General features: G+C 62.1%; 12 protein-coding genes and 5 pseudogenes. 8 read left to right on the top strand and 9 right to left on the bottom strand.

Annotation, left to right across the window (positions count from 1 at the left end; all coding sequences use genetic code 11):
* The first annotated feature begins 47 nt into the window (after positions 1-47).
* A pseudogene (locus tag U0023_RS28320) lies at positions 48-1321 on the top strand (IS256 family transposase).
* Positions 1322-1944: 623 nt separating this feature from the next.
* On the opposite strand, the gene U0023_RS28315 reads toward U0023_RS28320, so the two are convergent.
* Positions 1945-2508: an ImmA/IrrE family metallo-endopeptidase gene (locus U0023_RS28315; protein WP_009491857.1), complete on the bottom strand. Its 564-nt coding sequence runs from the start codon at positions 2506-2508 to the stop codon at positions 1945-1947.
* Between the two features lies 1 nt (position 2509).
* On the bottom strand, positions 2510-2854 hold the full coding sequence (locus U0023_RS28310) for a helix-turn-helix domain-containing protein (RefSeq protein WP_009491856.1): 345 nt from the start codon (positions 2852-2854) through the stop codon (positions 2510-2512).
* A 135-nt stretch (positions 2855-2989) separates the two neighbouring features.
* On the opposite strand from U0023_RS28310, the gene U0023_RS28305 reads away from it, so the two are divergent.
* The 3 genes from U0023_RS28305 to U0023_RS28295 are packed head-to-tail and all read left to right on the top strand — an operon-like array spanning position 2990 to position 4822.
* Positions 2990-3259, top strand: a complete 270-nt coding sequence (locus U0023_RS28305; protein WP_009491855.1) for a multiubiquitin domain-containing protein — start codon at positions 2990-2992, stop codon at positions 3257-3259.
* Positions 3234-4403: a ThiF family adenylyltransferase gene (locus tag U0023_RS28300; RefSeq protein ID WP_009491854.1), complete on the top strand. Its 1170-nt coding sequence runs from the start codon at positions 3234-3236 to the stop codon at positions 4401-4403. Before U0023_RS28305 ends, U0023_RS28300 begins: the two co-directional genes overlap by 26 nt.
* Entirely contained in the window at positions 4400-4822 is a 423-nt protein-coding gene (locus U0023_RS28295; protein WP_009491853.1) for a DUF6527 family protein, read from the top strand. The genes U0023_RS28300 and U0023_RS28295 overlap by 4 nt, the downstream gene beginning before the upstream one ends.
* A gap of 194 nt (positions 4823-5016) precedes the next feature.
* Here the strand turns inward: U0023_RS28295 and U0023_RS28290 are convergent.
* A pseudogene (locus U0023_RS28290) lies at positions 5017-5397 on the bottom strand (integrase core domain-containing protein); the annotation flags it as partial.
* A 127-nt stretch (positions 5398-5524) separates the two neighbouring features.
* Here U0023_RS28290 and U0023_RS28285 point away from each other — a divergent pair.
* The 4 genes and pseudogenes from U0023_RS28285 to U0023_RS28270 all read left to right on the top strand — a co-directional run.
* Positions 5525-6688: pseudogene (locus U0023_RS28285) on the top strand (IS110 family RNA-guided transposase); the annotation flags it as partial.
* A 214-nt stretch (positions 6689-6902) separates the two neighbouring features.
* Positions 6903-8411 (top strand): IS21 family transposase, encoded by a 1509-nt coding sequence (istA, locus tag U0023_RS28280; protein WP_195904271.1) that lies wholly within the window; start codon positions 6903-6905, stop codon positions 8409-8411.
* Between the two features lie 13 nt (positions 8412-8424).
* Positions 8425-9171, top strand: coding sequence for an IS21-like element helper ATPase IstB (gene istB, locus U0023_RS28275; protein WP_322883810.1), 747 nt, complete (start codon positions 8425-8427; stop codon positions 9169-9171).
* A 77-nt stretch (positions 9172-9248) separates the two neighbouring features.
* Positions 9249-9461, top strand: a complete 213-nt coding sequence (locus U0023_RS28270) for a hypothetical protein (RefSeq protein WP_456085531.1) — start codon at positions 9249-9251, stop codon at positions 9459-9461.
* A gap of 34 nt (positions 9462-9495) precedes the next feature.
* Here the strand turns inward: U0023_RS28270 and U0023_RS28265 are convergent.
* From U0023_RS28265 to U0023_RS28240, 6 genes and pseudogenes are all read right to left on the bottom strand, one after another.
* Positions 9496-9801, bottom strand: a pseudogene (locus U0023_RS28265) (IS3 family transposase); the annotation flags it as partial.
* Between the two features lie 16 nt (positions 9802-9817).
* The gene (locus U0023_RS28260; RefSeq protein ID WP_009488349.1) at positions 9818-10900 is read right to left on the bottom strand and encodes an IS110 family RNA-guided transposase; all 1083 of its coding nucleotides are present in this window, start codon (positions 10898-10900) and stop codon (positions 9818-9820) included.
* Between the two features lie 286 nt (positions 10901-11186).
* Positions 11187-12052 (bottom strand): annotated as a pseudogene (locus U0023_RS28255) (IS3 family transposase); the annotation flags it as partial.
* Positions 12053-12132: 80 nt separating this feature from the next.
* The gene (gene tnpA / locus U0023_RS28250) at positions 12133-12576 is read right to left on the bottom strand and encodes an IS66-like element accessory protein TnpA (RefSeq protein WP_040638546.1); all 444 of its coding nucleotides are present in this window, start codon (positions 12574-12576) and stop codon (positions 12133-12135) included.
* A gap of 1018 nt (positions 12577-13594) precedes the next feature.
* Entirely contained in the window at positions 13595-15193 is a 1599-nt protein-coding gene (locus tag U0023_RS28245) for a thiamine pyrophosphate-dependent enzyme (RefSeq protein WP_154661060.1), read from the bottom strand.
* Positions 15194-15201: 8 nt separating this feature from the next.
* A complete protein-coding gene (locus tag U0023_RS28240; RefSeq protein WP_210161007.1) occupies positions 15202-16218 on the bottom strand; it encodes a pyridoxal phosphate-dependent aminotransferase in 1017 nt (338 codons plus the stop codon).
* Positions 16219-16259 lie beyond the last annotated feature (41 nt).

Genomic DNA, 16259 nt, shown 5'->3' with positions numbered 1-16259 from the left:
GTGGGGGTGTTCGAGCCTCCACTTCTCCACCGAAGGAGGGATACGCCTTGTCTGATCATAACGTCTTCAAGCTCGCCCAGCCAGGGAGCTTTACCGACTCTCTGACCGACATCCTGCGCGAGGGTGCCCGCGCCTTACTGGCCCAAGCCATTGAGGCCGAAGTCGCCGATTTCCTCGCCCAGCACGCCACACTCAAGACGGAGAACGGACTGCAGCGCCTGGTGCGCCACGGCTATCTGCCATCCCGCGAGGTGTTGACCGGCATTGGCCCGGTCGGCGTGCGCCAGCCCCGCGTGCGTGACCGGCAGGCGAGCCCGACCGAGCAGGTTCGGTTCAGGCCCTCGATCCTGCCACCCTATGCCCGGCGCTCGAAGAGCCTGGAGGTGCTCATCCCGGTCCTGTACCTCAAAGGCATCTCCACCGGCGACTTTGCCGAAGCGCTCTCGGCCCTGGTGGGCCAGGACGCGCCCGGGCTGTCGGCCTCGACCATCGCTCGCCTGAAGCAGGTCTGGAGCGAGGACCATGCCCGCTGGCAAAAGCGTGATCTGTCGGCCAAGCGCTATGTCTACCTGTGGGCGGACGGCATCCATCTGGAGGCACGCTTGGAAGACCAAGCCCAGTGCATCCTCGTCCTCATCGGGGCGACGCCGGAAGGCAAAAAGGAGTTGGTAGGCTTTACCGATGGCCTGCGCGAGAGCGCCCACTCCTGGCGCGACCTGCTGCTGGACCTGAGACGGCGGGGATTGGCGGCTGCGCCGGAAATCGCGGTGGCCGATGGTGCGCTGGGCTTCTGGAAGGCGCTCGGCGAGGTCTGGCCTCTGACGCGCGAGCAGCGCTGCTGGGTGCACAAGACCGCCAATGTCCTCAACCGGCTGCCGAAGAGCCTTCACGCCAAAGCCAAATCCGCCCTTCAGGCCATCTGGATGGCCGAGACCAAGAAGGATGCTCTGGCCGCGTTCGACGCCTTCACGCAAACCTACCGCATCAAGTACGAGAAAGCCGTGGACTGCCTGGTCAAAGATCGCGATGCGCTCCTGGCCTTCTACGATTTTCCCGCCGAGCACTGGAAGACCTGAGAACGACCAATCCGATTGAAAGTACGTTCGCCACCGTGCGGCACCGAACAATCCGGGCCAAGGGGTGTCTGTCAAACCAAACTGCCTTGATCATGGTCTTCAAGCTGGTCGAGGGAGCTCAGAAGGGCTGGCGACGCCTTGATGGACCAAACCAGTTGCCAAAGCTGATCCAGGGTGTGAAGTTCGCTGACGGCCTTGAGGTCGGTGCTTCCCAACCTGGATCTCAAGCTCAACCCGCCGCCTGATCTGTCAGGCCGTCACCAAAATCTGGCGTTATCTCCTAGCCGCGAACCGGCGAAGAGAAAAGAAGATTTAAGCTCAGATCCAGGGCCAATAATTGTAGAATCCTGGACTTGATTTGACGGACAGTGTCAGAGCGAGTTGCCTCTGGCAGCTTGAATGATGGCTTGGGGCTCCGGCGGGCCCTCAAGCCCTGCGCCTGTGGCGCACCGCCAAGCGGCTATGGGGCTTGACCGCCCACGTTGCCCAAGCCGAGAGCAATCATGCCAGAATGGCGGGTTCTGAACTCGGCTATCTCGTGCACAACACGACCGGGTCCGACACTGTCCGACAGGTCAAATCCTGACTTTCACAGTCTCAAAGCTTCGAGCACGCCAACCTGTCAGGGACTTGATCAGCGGATTCCATCAGGGCCAGCGGTCAGACGTGCCGCACCAACAGGCCGTACAAATGACTGCACCCGACCACCTTGCAAACACGTCAACAAATCCCTTGCCAAAGGGGAGCGTCCACATATGACAGTACCGCGACGATCCCGCCGACCCGGCGAAAACCGTGAGCGTTCTCACGATCATGCTGGCCTCGGAATATTGAGGCTTATCGACTGGCAGGGGAGCGCCCCTGCCAGTCAGATGCGGCTTCCCCTATACGGGAGGCCGGACCTGCGCCGGTAGATCGTATGAGCGCCGCTGATGCGGAGCCGATAGGTAAGCATAGCTTGGCTGACCCCGTACAGGCGCTGCGCCGCCATCATGAGGCCGTTGCTGATGATGTGCAGCGCCGCCTCGTTGGGGATCAGAAGCGCGCCACCCAAGAAGTTCGCTTCCCCCTCGATCCCGCCGTCCCGCGCCCGTTCGCCCTTCTCGGTGAGCGGCGGCGTGCATTTGTGGCCGAGGAAGCAGTGGGCGAGCTCATGGGCCAGGTTGCTCCGCTGCCGGTAGAGATGATGCGAGTCGTTATGGACGATGGCCATTTCGTGCCCGCAGGGAACAGTGACGGCCGAAAAGGCCGAGCTCTCGCCTCTCAGGAAGGCCGAGTGCGGGTCGATCTCGCTCAGCCGGATCACACGGATATCGAGTCGGGTACAGACCTCGAAAGGATCAAGGGGGTCAATGGGGCTTAGTCCCATTCGGTCGCGGATGCGCAGCGCGATCCGGTTTGCCTCGGCTTTGAAACCACGACGGAACGTCAATTCAGGTGCCCCGGAGCTTGTTGTAGGTGCTGATGACGATGTTCTCCATCAGCTGTGCGTTCTGCGTCGATAGATGCGGGTCCGCACGCAAGAGCGCCGTGATCTTTGCCAGTGGCTCCGCTTCTTCTGTCTTTGCTCCCCGAATGAAATCTTCCGCCTTGAGGTTCGACCAGGCGAGAAGGGCCGCAAGGCCGTTCACATCGGGCTTTGCCCCGTGGCCTATGCGGGACAGCGTCGAAGCTGCTATCCCGGCCTCTTCGGCCACGTCTTTCCATGTCATCTGCTTGCTCAGGCGAGCGGCGTTCAGGGCCGCGTAAAAGGCTTCGCTGTCAAACCTGTCTGTCATGTCCTCACCGTTGCGAAATCGGAACGCAATTGCGATCTTGCAATTTCGTCGACTCGCTTCTATATACGGAATCGATTGCGAATCTGCAATCGGCGCGTCTGGCAGCGGCGCGTCCCACGTCTAAGGAGAACGCGTATGAACGCTCCGCACCGGAACGAGGACATCAAGACAGTCACCATCATTATCAACGGACGGCCCAAGACGATCCCGAAGAACGATGATCTCACCTTCGAGGAGGTCGTCGCCCTGGCCTTCGAGAACCCGCCGACCGGCGACGGCATCCAGTACACGATCCAGTACTCACGCGGCCAAGGCAACAAACCCACCGGAGCCGTGGTCGAAGGCCAGTCGGTCAAGGTTAAGGACGGGATGGAATTCGATGTCACTTCGACCAATCGCTCTTAGTTCCGACCTCTCCCGCCTGCGGAACGAAGGCTACGACCTCGACATTCGGGGTGGCTTCCTGCTCGTCAGGAATGTCCCCTATGTCGGGGCCGACCGCACCGTGCAGCGCGGCATCCTGATCTCGCGGCTCGACCTTTCGGGCGACGTGACGAACAAGCCGGGGGATCACGTCGCCTACTGGACCGGGGAGCACCCCTGCCACAGCGACGGCGGCAAAATCCGCGCCATAGAGAATAGCTCCACGCCGCAGGTGCTCTGCGACGGCGTCAGCGCCGACCACACCTTCTCGGCGAAGGCCGACTACCGGGACTATCACCACAAGATGACGAGCTACATCGCTCGCATCACCGGCGAGGCGACCAAGCTCGATCCCGACGCCGACGCCCGCATCTTCCCCGCGATCCCTGCGGACGAGTGCGGAGGACCGTTCAAGTATGTGGACGCGGCATCGAGCCGCGCGGGGATCTCGGCAGTGAACGGCAAGCTGGCGGGCCAGAAGGTCGGCATCGCCGGTCTCGGCGGAACCGGCAGCTACGTGCTCGACCTGGTCGCGAAGACCGAGGTTGCCGAAATCCGACTGATCGACGGCGATGTGTTCTCGCAGCACAACGCCTTTCGCGCGCCCGGTGCTCCCACTCTCGAAGAACTGCAGGCGCGTCCGAGGAAGGCGGTGCGGCTCAGCGAAATCTACTCGAACATGCACAACGGGATCATCGTGCATGACGCCTTCCTCAGCGAGCACAACCTGGCCCTGCTCGACGGGCTCGACTTCGTCTTTGTCTGCATCGACCAGGGCGCCGCCAAGCGCATAGTCGTGGACAGGCTTACTGCGAACGGAACCCCGTTCGTCGAGGTCGGCCTGGGCGTTCTCCTGACAGACGGCCAGATGGGTGGCATCGTGCGGGTGACTTCGAGCACGCCCGCTACCCGCGGGATCGCGGAGCGGCATATTTCTTTTGCCGACGACGCCGCAGCCAACGACTACACGACGAACATCCAGATTGCCGAGCTCAACGCGCTTAACGCCGCCATGGCGGTGATCCAGTGGAAGAAGATGGTCGGAATCTACCGCGATACGGGACAGGCCGTTTACACGGGCTATGCTATCGCTCCCGGCGAGATCGCCAATGAGGGAGCCGAATGACCCGCATCGACCAGCTCTCCCCGGAGTTTGTGGAGTACATACCGGAGCGACCCGCGCCCGGCTTCCTTTACGTCTCGAAGCGCTACGCGACGGCGCTGCACCTGTGCTGCTGCGGCTGCGGGAGCGAGGTCGTCACGCCGCTCAATCCGGCCAAGTGGCACCTGAAAGAGGACGGCGGCACGGTCTCCCTCTCCCCCTCGATCGGCAACTGGAGCTTTCCCTGTCAGTCGCACTACTGGATCAAGGGGAACCGCGTCAGCTGGGCTGGCGCTATGGCACCGGAGGTCATAGCGGCGGTGAAGGCCCGCGACCGCCGAGACGCCGCGGCCCTGGCTCCCGAGCCTGCGGGTTTCCTTTCGAGGTTGGGTCGCGTGCTGGCGCGCACCCTTTCAAAGATTGGCAACTGGTGGCGTGGCTAGTTCTGGCTGCGCCCTGCCCTACCGCCTGCATCAGATACGGGTCAGAACAAGATCTGATGGGGCCTCTAATCGCGGGGCACTTTGCAAGCTTTTTCTCAACAGCTCACCCGCTCGGGCCCATGATTTGAGCCGAGTGACCCTTGCGGATAGTCCTGATCGCGGCCGGTTCTTGGGTTTGACCTGCTGCTGAAGTTTCATCCAGTGGCGTTTAGAGCCTCGGCAGGTGATACGCCGTGTGGCGCGACAGGAGCAAGGGGCCAGCGCGCGGAGCCTGTCCGTTGCGCAATGTGATGGTCCCTTGCGGTTCGTAGGGCTTTGGAGAACGCCTGCGGCGTCTGATAGCCCAAGGAAGAGTGGGGTCTCTCCGTGTTGTAATCCTCAACCCAGGCCGCGATCAGCTCGCGGGCATGATCCAGTCCGAAGAACAGGCTTTCGTTCAGCAGCTCATCGCGCATGCGGCCGTTGAACGACTCGATGTAGCCGTTCTGCATCGGCTTGCCCGGGGCAATGTAATGCCACTCGATCCGGTGCTCGGCACACCAAGTGAGAACGGCGTTCGAAGTCAGTTCGGTGCCGTAGTACATGGGGAAGCAGCGCGGCGGAGCTGGTCCGGGTTGCGCAGCCGCGCTGCCCGGGGTGGTCATGGCCAGCCGACAGGTCTCACAGTGATGTCGCTGAACACACACTGGAGGCCGACCGACCATGACCGAGCTCAATCGTACACCTGTCCCTGCCACTCTGGTAGCAATCGACATCGCCAAGCACCGCCACGAGGTGCTCATCGAGGCTGCCGGCCATCAGCGGCGTCGGCGGCTTACCATCTTGAGCAAAAAGGCGGAGTATGACCGCCTCGTCGAGATCATTATGGCTTACGGCGGCCCAGTGCTCATCGGCTTTGAGGCCACAGGCGATTACCACCGCGGGCTGGCCTACCGCCTGCTCTCAGCCGGCTTCGAGTTGCGGCTGGTCTCGTCCGTGGCGCTCGCCCGCACCCGGGAGGCGCTGCACAATGGTTGGGACAAGAACGATCCCAAGGACGCACAGGTGATCCTGCACATGCTCCGGATTGGAGCGACCCAACGCTATGTCGATCCCCTGGCGGCCGGGATCAACGACCTGCAAGAGCTGTCAAAAACCCATGAGGCGATCTCCAAGGCCAAGACCGAGACCTGGCACCGGATCCTGACCCATTACCTGCCTCTGTACTTTCCCGAGATCGAGCGTTTCGCCGGCAACAGCCGCTCCGACTGGTTCCTGGCCCTGCTCGAGCGCTTTCCCACGCCCTCCAGCATCATGGCCCTGGACCGGGAGAGCTTTGTGGAGGAGGCATGGCCCGTGATCGGCCGCAAGGTCTCCAAAGCCCGGTTGCTCAACGATATCTATGAGACCGCACGCTCCTCTACGGCTCTGCCCGTAGCAGAAGGCTCTGCGGCCATCGCCATGTTCCGCATGGTTCTGGCCGAGGTCCGTAGTCTGATCCGACAGAGGGATCAGATTGAGAAGCTCGCTCATGCAATGCTGGCTGATCACGTTGACTATCAGCGGCTGTGCACGATCCCGGGAATTGGACCAATCCACGCCCTGACCATCCTGGCGGAAGCCGGTGATCTGCGCCGCTTCGGGCACCACCGCCAGTTCCTGAAGTTCTGTGGTCTTGATCTGGCCACCTGCAAGTCGGGCACGTTCCGTGGCCGCACCAAACTGTCGAAGTACGGCAATGCCCGCTTGCGCCGGGCGTTGTGGATGGCCGCTCAGGTCGCAGCCCGCCAGCGCGACAACAGCTTTCGGGATAAACTTGGCCGCTACACCGAGCGCGATCGTCACGATGCTGATCTGCGCCGCAAGGCCGTGACCGCTTTGACTGCGGATACCGACGCAATCCGTCCATGTGTACCGACTTGAAGTCGTCCCCGGTTCCGATTTGATCCCGTCCACCCTTCCGACTTGAAGCCGTCCCTCCTTCCGATTTGATCCCGTCCAGGGATCGGTCTGAAGAACCCTGCTGCACCGGGTCATCCGATTGGGGCATTGCGACCTCTCCACCAGAGAGGACGCGATGCCAGCAAACAGAGAGATGACCATGCGACAGATGCGGCAAGTGCTGCGGCTCCACGCCAGCCAAACCAGCGATCGCGAGATCGGCCGGATTGTCGGTGCGGCGCGCTCGACCGTGCGCGATGCCATCCAGCGGGCCAAGGCGGCCGGGCTGGCCTGGCCCCTGCCGGAGGACCTGACCGACGCGGCCCTGGAGGAGAAGCTGTTCGCCCGGGCGGGCACCCGGGTCGGAACGCGCCGCCGGCCGGAGCCGGATTGGGCTCACCTGGTCCAGGAACTCAAGCGGCCCGGCGTCAGCATCGCCATCCTGCATGAGGAGTACCGGGCAGACCATCCGGACGGCTACGGCTATTCGCGTTTCTGCGACCTGGTCCGCTCCTTCGAGCGCCGCCTGACGCCGACCATGCGTCAGCATCACGTCGCCGGCGACAAGGTGTTCGTGGATTACTCGGGCAAGAAGCTGCCGATCGTCGATCCACTCACCGGCGAGATCCGCCAGGCCGAGATCTTCGTCGCGGTGCTCGGCGCCTCCAACCTGACCTATGCCGAAGCCACCTGGACCCAGACCCTGCCGGATTGGATCGAGGCGCATGTGCGCATGTTCCGGTTCCAGGGTGGCGTGACCAAGCTCGTCGTGCCGGACAACCTGAAGAGCGGCGTCCACAAGGCCTCGTTCTACGATCCCGAGATCAACCGCAGCTACGGCAAGATGGCGGCCCATTACGCGGTCGGCATTTTGCCAGCCCGACCGCGCCGGCCGAAGGACAAAGCCAAAGTCGAGGCCGGGGTGCGCTTCGCCCAATCCTACATTCTCGGTCGCCTGCGCCACCGCACCTTCTTCTCGCTCCAGGAGGCCAATGCCGCGATCGCCGAGGCCGTCGAGCGGATGAACAGCGTACCCATGCGCCGGCTCGGCGTCAGCCGGCGCCAGTTGTTCGAGACGATCGAGAAGCCGGCCCTCGCACCCCTGCCGGCCGAGGACTACGTCTTCGCGCAGTGGCAGTTCGCCCGGGTCGGGCTCGACTACCACATCGAGGTCGAGGGCTTCTTCTACTCGGTGCCATTTGGCCTCATCGGCCAGCAGGTCGAGGTGCGCGTCACCCAGCGCACGATCGAGGCCTTCCACAAAGGCGGACGCGTCGCGGCCCACGCGCGGCGTTATGCGGGACGGGCGCATGGCACGCAGGCCGAGCACATGCCGAGCTCGCATCGCCGCTATGCCGCCTGGTCGCCCGAGCGCTTCCGCTCCTGGGCGGCGTCGATCGGCCCCAACACCGAGGGGCTGATTGCCGCCATTCTGTCCGCCCGCCGCCATCCCGAGCAGGGCTTTCGCACCTGCATCGGGGTTTTGCAGCACATGCGCGGCATCCCGCAGGAGCGTGTCGAGGCGGTCGCGGCCAAAGCCCTGGCGATCCAGGCGCTGACCTACAAGAGCATCGTGTCGCTTCTCGACACCTACCGCGAGCGCGCTCCCGCCGCCGATACGCCCGTTCTCACCCACCCCAATGTCCGCGGACCGGGGTATTTCCACTGACAGGAGACCGACCATGTTGATCCATCCCACCCTCGACCAGCTTCACGCGCTGGGCCTGCACGGCATGGCCAAAGGCTTCAAGGCGCTCAGCGCCACTCCCGAGGCTGACGCGCTCGGCCATGCCGAATGGCTCGGCCTGATCCTCGATCATGAAGTGACGACGCGGCAGCAGAAGCGCTGCGAGACCCGGGCCAAAACGGCCAAACTGCGCCATCCCGCCAGCGTCGAGGATGTTGACTTCCGGGCCGCACGCGGCCTCGACCGGGCGCTGTTTCTCAAGCTGGCCACCTGCGACTGGATCCGCGAGCGGCGCAATCTGTTGATCACCGGCCCGTGCGGGGTCGGGAAGAGCTGGCTCGCCTGCGCCCTGGGACACCGGGCCCGCCGGGAGGACCTGTCGGTGCTCTACCATCGTGTGCCACGGCTGTTTGCGGCGCTCGATCTCGCCCGCAGCGATGGCCGCTACTCTCGCCTGTTACGCAGTCTTGCCCGGGCCAAGCTGCTGATCCTCGACGACTGGGGTCCTGAGGCGCTCACCGGCGAGCAGCAGCGCGATCTGCTGGAAATCGTCGAGGACCGCTACGATGCCGGTTCGCTGCTGATCACGAGCCAGGTGCCGGTCGAGAACTGGTACGCGATGATCGGCAGCGTTCCGACGCTGGCGGACGCCATCCTCGATCGGGTCGTGCACAACGCCTACCGGATTAATCTGACCGGCGAGAGCCTGCGCAAGACCCGCCACACGCCAGCCGACGCTTGACCAGCGTCACCACCTCAACCACCATCCATCACTGACCCGAAGAGCGGCGCTCAGGTGGACGACTTCACCTCGGACCCATGGACGGCTTGAAATCGGAATGCCTGGACGGCTTCAGATTGGACGAAGTGGACGGCTTCGTCGGTATCCTCACTTTGACCGCCAAAATGGCCCGTGTGGTGCACGCGGTGATCAAAGGCGGGGCAGAATACCGGCCGTTCTTTGAGCGTCCGGTGCCGGGTGGAAGGACCTCTCTCTGTGTGGGCCGTAAGGGCGCGCAAGCGACCCTGTAGATAATGTTTGGGCCTTCCACCTGGTGGTCTTGCTTCAGTTTAGTGGAGAGCGGTTTTGTAGCGATCTGGCCAGCCTTTCAAACTGAACCGGGCTGACATAGTCCAGTGTCGAATGACGCCGGACGGGATTGTAGAAGCCATCGATGTAACGACCAATTGCCGCCTTGGCCTTAACTCTCGTCTGGAAGACGGTGCGCCAGACCAACTCGGACTTCAAGGTCTTGAAGAAGGTCTCGACCACCGAATTATCGTAACAGTTCCCTGTCCCGGACATCGAGATCCGGATGCCGTGCTTCCTCAGCTCGGCCTGGTACGCGATCGAACAATACTGGCTGCCACGGACGCCCTTCTGTTTGTCAAGCGGTGATCCGAGCCTGGTTGATCTCCTTTTGCCGCTGGCTGATTAGGGTGAACACCTCGCGCGCGATGTAGCGCTTCAGGCACCGGATCGCCTCAAGCTTGGAGTGGCCTTCAGCGACGCGTTTAGCCATGTAGGCCTTGGTTCGCGGATCGGTCCGAAGCCTCCCGATCGCAATGATGTGCAGAGCACTGTTGGCGGCTCGATCACCACCCCGGTTGAGACGGTGGCGCGTCGTCTTGCCGGACGAGGCTGGGACCGGGCTGACACCGCAGAGTGCGGCAAAGCCGGCCTCGGAATGCAAGCGCTCCGGATTGTCCCCCGCTGTCAGGAGCAACTGGGCCGCCCCTGCGTGACCAATCGAGTTCCGGGCCACGAGGTTGGGGGCAAGTTCATCGACAATGGCACCGATCATAACGTCCAAGTCGGCAATCTCATCGTGCAGTTCGACATAGCGGCGGCCGAGCGACTTGAGGCTGATCCTATAGGCGGAATCCACATTGCGGTAGTCAGTCAGGTCAGGCCGCCATGCCGCCAAGGTCCTGACCAGCTGCATGCGGGTCATCTGGCGCAGCGCCTCCCGCAACCCGTCCGGCGCGCAGACGATGGTGTTCTGGATCATCTGCAACGCGATGCGCCGCGCCACCACTGCTGTCTTTCGACACGCCTTGAGAACGCGCAAGGATTCGATCATGCCATCCCGGCTTCTGGGCGTGACGGTGCGCTTGCCGGCAAAGGCGGCATGCGCGGCGTTCTGAGCGTCGAGATCATCGTTCTTGCCCCGCTTGCGCCGGTCCGGTTTATCCGGAGCCGTGACCTCCAGAACTTCGACACCGGCATTCTGCATGGAGCGCAGCAACCCGGCGCCATAGGTGCCTGAGGCCTCAATGCCAACGCACCGGAGCTGTCCGAAGGAGCGCATCCAGGCGAGCATCTGCCGATATCCCTGTCGGGTTGTCGCAAAGCACTGGGTCCCGAGAACACGGTCGTGTTCGTCGACAACAGCGGCGACGTGAAGATCTTTGTGCGTGTCGACCCCGCCGACAACGGGATGTAAGACAACGTCCTGACCAACTTCCATACCGGCTCTCCTGGTTCGACCGTGGATCGACGGTTCACCACGACCGCATGCCTGGACAGGACAGTAATGCGACAGGATGTCAGGCCCTTCTTGGGTCACATGCACCGGTGAGGCAAACCTCACCGCAAGGCTCCCGGGCGGCCGACAGGTCCGAGGAAAGACACGGGTTGTGGTCGATCAGCGTGTGGGTCAGGCCACACCGGCGCCTTGCGATACCAGTGATGTTAGCCGGTCTATCGCCGTGAGGGTCAGGCCGCCCAGGAACACTGGCCTAAGCATACTTACTGTCCGCGTGGTGGGTCAGCCCCTCGCCGGGTCTTCGGATCGCCAGAGCCTTGCGCAGCGCCTCGAGCGCGAGTTCCTTGTGCAGCCGGTCACTCACCGCCCAACCAACCACCCGGCGAGCAAACAGATCGAGGACCACGGCCAGATACAGCCAGCCCTCGTTCGTCCACACGTATGAGATATCGGCGTTCCATTTCTGGTTCGGACGAGTGGCTGAGAAATCCTGCTCGAGCAGGTTGGGTGCGATCGGAAAGGCGTGGTGGCTGTCAGTGGTGCGTTTGAAGCGCCGCTTCTGCCGCACCTTGAGGCCATTCTCCCGCATCAGCCGGGCGGTCCGACGGCGACCGACTTGCAGTCCTTCATCCTGCAGCTCGCGGGTCATGCGTGGACTGCCGTAGGTCTCATGCGAGCGGGTGAAGGCCGAGCGGATGTGGGCCAACAGCACCAGATCCTCCCGCTGGCGCGGGCTGGCTGGACGCGATCTCCAGGCAAAGTAGCCACTCTGGCTGACACCGAGGACCTGGCACAGACGGGTGACGGGGAAGCTCTCTTTCGCCGCATCGATGAACCGGAGCTTCATCGACTTCCCTCCTTGGCGAAAAAAGCGGTGGCCCGTTTGAGGATCTCCCGCTCCTGACGCAGGATCTCGTTCTCGCGCCGCAGCCGCTTCAGCTCGGTCGCCATGTCCTCCTGCCGCTCCTCGGGCGGAGCGTCGATCTCGTGCTCACGGCGACGGTCGAGCCAGCTGCGCAGGGTCGACAGGCCGACGCCGAGATCCTCAGCAATCGCCCGTCGGCTGCGGCCGCTGGTCAGAGCGAGCCGCACCGCCTCATCCCGAAACTCTCTCGTAAAGCGTGTGTGGGGCATGGAGCACCTCCTGGATTATAAGAAGTGCTCTCCATTGTTCCGAAGCAAGACCATCCCGGTGCAGATAGACGCGCAGATCATCAGCCAGCCGGAACACTGCACCGCCCCAGCGCTTCGATCATCGCCGACAGAACCTGCGCATCCGCATCGTCAAGCTCAAGCCGCACACCGTTCGGCAGCGACGCTGTCACGCGGACCCGTGCCGCTGGCGGCCGAGCTGGCGGGGCCGGCCGCCGCGCCATCGGCGCGGTCTCAACCACCGGCACGAAGGCCGACGGCGCGCAGCGACCCATAGCCAGCAACGCTTTCTCGCTCGCCTTCCGGTCCTGGCGCAGCTTGACCCACTTGCGCAACTGATTGGCGTTGATCCCGTGCGCCAGCGCGAGCCCTGCCACCGATACCCCCGGCTCAAGGCATGCATCGATCAAGCGCTCCTTCTCAACCGGATCGAACCACCGCTTCCCGTTGCGAAGAACCCTGACGACCCTCAGCTGCCCCGGTACTTCCGCGCTATTCAATGTCATTGCGTCCACAGTCTCCATTGCGGACACAGACTGCATCACGGCTTCATCAATGAAAAGGTGCGGAGATTTGCGCGCTTACGTATTGGCGCCCCTCGAACGACACCAGCCCGTCGCGACCGACTTGGCGGGTGGCCACCAGATCGAACGGCTCCGGCAATGTCTCGGGCACCCGGGTCAGCCGCGCCCGCTCCTCGGCCCAGGCCTGGGCGACCGTCGAACTGGTGATGGGGCAACGCATCCCGCGAAATACGCAGCCCTATCCTATGATGCAAGTCTGTCAGTTTTGAAAATAGAAACGCCCCAGTCGAGGCGCTGTCTTGAGCCTCAACCAGGGCGCTCAGCGGAGGAGTAGAGCCCCCGCACCAGATCGAGGTGTTTCGCGCCACGCCCGGTGAGATCATCCTGACCGAATAAGGTAAACCTTCCGTAGTCGCCCGCTCAAGCGGCTTGTCATGCCGAAGTCAACGAAGAGGCGAATTTATACGATCGATCGGAATATCGCTGCTGGCTCGCTCGGGAGAGGCCCGACCACTCTCGATCTCGCTGAGAACCACCTGGCGGATGCGTTCCTTGAAGTGGCTCCACGTTCCGAGCGACAGACTGCATCCAGCGCAGAACAGTTCCGCACCATCGTGGATGACGTCCGGGAGCGTAATGGACGCCGCCCCGCAGGATTTACAAGCGAACCGGTCGGGCTGGTAATGAGCAGTCAAGCAACCCTCCATTTGCTGATTGTCAAAGCATCGGACGCAACCCGAAAATTCGACCCGGGTATAGGGGCCAGCGCAAGATCTGTTCTCAGCCACAACTTGCGACAAAACCTGGGAGGCTGGACGCAATACAATGAGAGTGACAGCCCATTGGCGCTTCACGACCGCACAGGCCCGCACCAAACTGCAGCGCCTCTATCCCGCATGAACCCTGTGGCCTTGGACTACAGGAAGAAACTGCCTTCCGGAAACTGGTGCCAATCGGATCTTCGGTCGGTATAATGTAACCGTCGCTGATGCAGCTCACCTCAACGGAACTGGTCAACACTCGGCATATCGCCGACGGTGACTTCAATGACGGTCGGCACCTTCGTCGTCGCAATCGCCCGGCGCAGTGCGAACCGTACTTCTTCAGGCGATACAGTTCGGATCGCCTGCGCGCCGAAGCTTTCCGACATGCGGCAGAAATCGGGGTTCCGCAGATCGGTAGCTATGACCCTCCCACCGTAATGGTTGATCTGCATCTGCTGGACATTGCCGAAGCGGTTGTTATTGAAAAGCAGGACGATCAACGGAATCTTGTGTTGAATGGCGGTGGCGAGTTCCTGCACGGAAAACATGAATCCGCCGTCGCCGGTGACAGAGACCACAGGAACGTCCGGCTTTGCCACCTTCACCCCAAGCGCCGTCGGAAAGCCATAGCCGAGCGTTCCCTGGTAACCGGTCGATATGTAGGTGCGAGGGTTATATACCGGATAAACGATACGGCTGGCAAAGCCGACCTGGGTTAACTCGTCGACAAAGATGCCATGTTCGCCAATTTCATCGCGGATGACCTTGAGATAGCTGAGCTGCGGCTCCAGAACTGCGGAACGTCTTGCCCAGTCGGCTTTAACCTCCAACAATTCAGCCTCCCGCGACGGGCGGACTGTGTTGTGGTTTTCGAGCCTTCTCAGCAAAAGCGGCAAGGCCTGCTCTGCGCGCGCCGTGATTTCACATTCCGGTGTGAAGAACTTGCGGTGGCTGGTCGGGTCGACGTCGATGCGGATGATGTCGGGCCTGTAGGTCTGAATCCATTTCCTCGCGGGAACCCGCATATTGCTGCCGATTGCCAGCACCACATCAGTCCTTTTCCAAAGCTCCTTGGCGGCCGGCTGGTGAAGCGAGAGATAGCTTCGGGCATCCACGACGCCCATGCCAGTGCGGTATGCGACGACGGGCGCCTGCAAGGTCTCGGCCAACTGACGAACAAGAGCACTCGCGCCTTGCGCACCGCTCCCGACAAAGATCAGCGGGGAAACTGAGCCGCCAAGCAGCTTGGCCGCCTCTTCGATCGCATCTTCGTCGAGAGGCGGTTCATAGCAGGGAGGCATGTTGAATTGCGGATTCGCCGGGGCCTTGCCCGCAAGCACGTCCATCGGAATTTCAAGTCCAACTGGCCGCGGCCGCCCGGAGAGCATCTGGCGAAAGGCTTCGCCAATCAAGACAGGGATCTCCGACGGGGTGTCCGCTCTGTCCGCCCATTTAGTCAGCGAACGTAGGATCGAAAGCTGATCATTGATCTCGTGCAATTCGCCCCAATCCTTGCCGATGGCGGTCGAGTTGATCTGTCCAGTCAAGCACATCAGCTTCGCGTTAAGCGCGTATGCCGTCGACATCGCTGCCGTGGCGTTGAGAAGGCCGGGCCCCGGAACGACGTTGAAGACTGTTGGCAAATCGCTCGCCAGCGCGTGGCCGAGGCCCATGTAGGCCGCGCCCTGCTCGTGTCGTGCGTGGATGACGCGAAACTTGTTGCGATGATCGTACAATGCGTTATAGAGCCAATCGTTCTGCACGCCAGGCAGGCCGAATATTGTATTTATTCCGAGATTGTGCAGCGAAAGAACAGCTGCCTCACCGCCCGTCATAGTTCTCATCATCCCTCAACCCTACAGAATTGTGCGAGCGACGTGAGTAGGCGCGTATTGTCGTCCGGTGTACCGACTGTGACCCGGATATGGTGCGGCAGATAGAATGCAGGTCGCACCATCACGCCACGCTTGGCCAACACCGTTGTCAGTTCCTCAGCGTCGTAGCCTTCGGGACAGCGGACCATAACGAAGTTAGCCTGGCTCGGTGTCACCTCCAGACTCAACTCGGACAGCCTTTCCAAGAGGCGACGCCGTTCGACATGGTTGTTTTCGACGGTACGCTGCAAGTGACTGGTATCTTCCAGAGCAGCCATAGCCGCTTCCATACCTGGGTTGCTCAGGTGGAAACTGCGCTTCAGCTTTTGCACCTTCTGTGCTGTCCGCTGGGGCGCAATGCCATAACCGAGGCGCATGCCCGCCAGACCATAAGCCTTGGAGAAGCTGTGAACGATCACGATGTTCCGACCATCGACGACGTGACGGATGGCGTCAGGAAGGCCCTCTTCAGTAGCGAATTGATAGTATACTTCGTCGTAGATCACCGTGACGTGTTCAGGCAGTCCGTCGAGAATTTCCTTCAACGGATTTCCGCCAAACCACGTTCCAGTCGGGTTGTTCGGATTGGACAGATATACCAACCGGGTTTCCTCGGTGACCGCGCACAAGATCGCATCCACGTCGAGGTTGAAGCCGGATCCGACAAGTGGGACCTTGTCTATCTCACATCGCTTGTTGGACAGCGATTGCGAGTATCCTCCAAAGCACGGCGGGCAAATGATTGCCCGCTGGCCGGGGTGGATAAGCGCATCCTCGACGAGCGACAGGACCTCAACACCACCGTTTGCCGAGAAAAAATGGGCTGTTGCGAGGCCCCGGCCGTGGAAGGCTGCCAGAGTATCGCAAAGCTTGCTGTCCGTGCGTTCCGGATATCGGCTCGCCGAGCGGCCTGCCGATTGTGCGGCGGCAACCGCCTTGGGCGAAGGACCAAACGGGTTCTCGTTTGATGAGAGCTTTGTAATCACCAGGCCCTCGGCCTGCCCCTTAGCTTCATCAATTGAGGGGA

The sequence above is a fragment of the Microvirga lotononidis genome (assembly GCF_034627025.1).
Classification (GTDB): Bacteria; Pseudomonadota; Alphaproteobacteria; order Rhizobiales; family Beijerinckiaceae; genus Microvirga; species Microvirga lotononidis.
The sequence above is the reverse complement of the archived record's forward strand: the minus strand, read 5'-3'. Positions and strand labels throughout refer to the sequence as shown.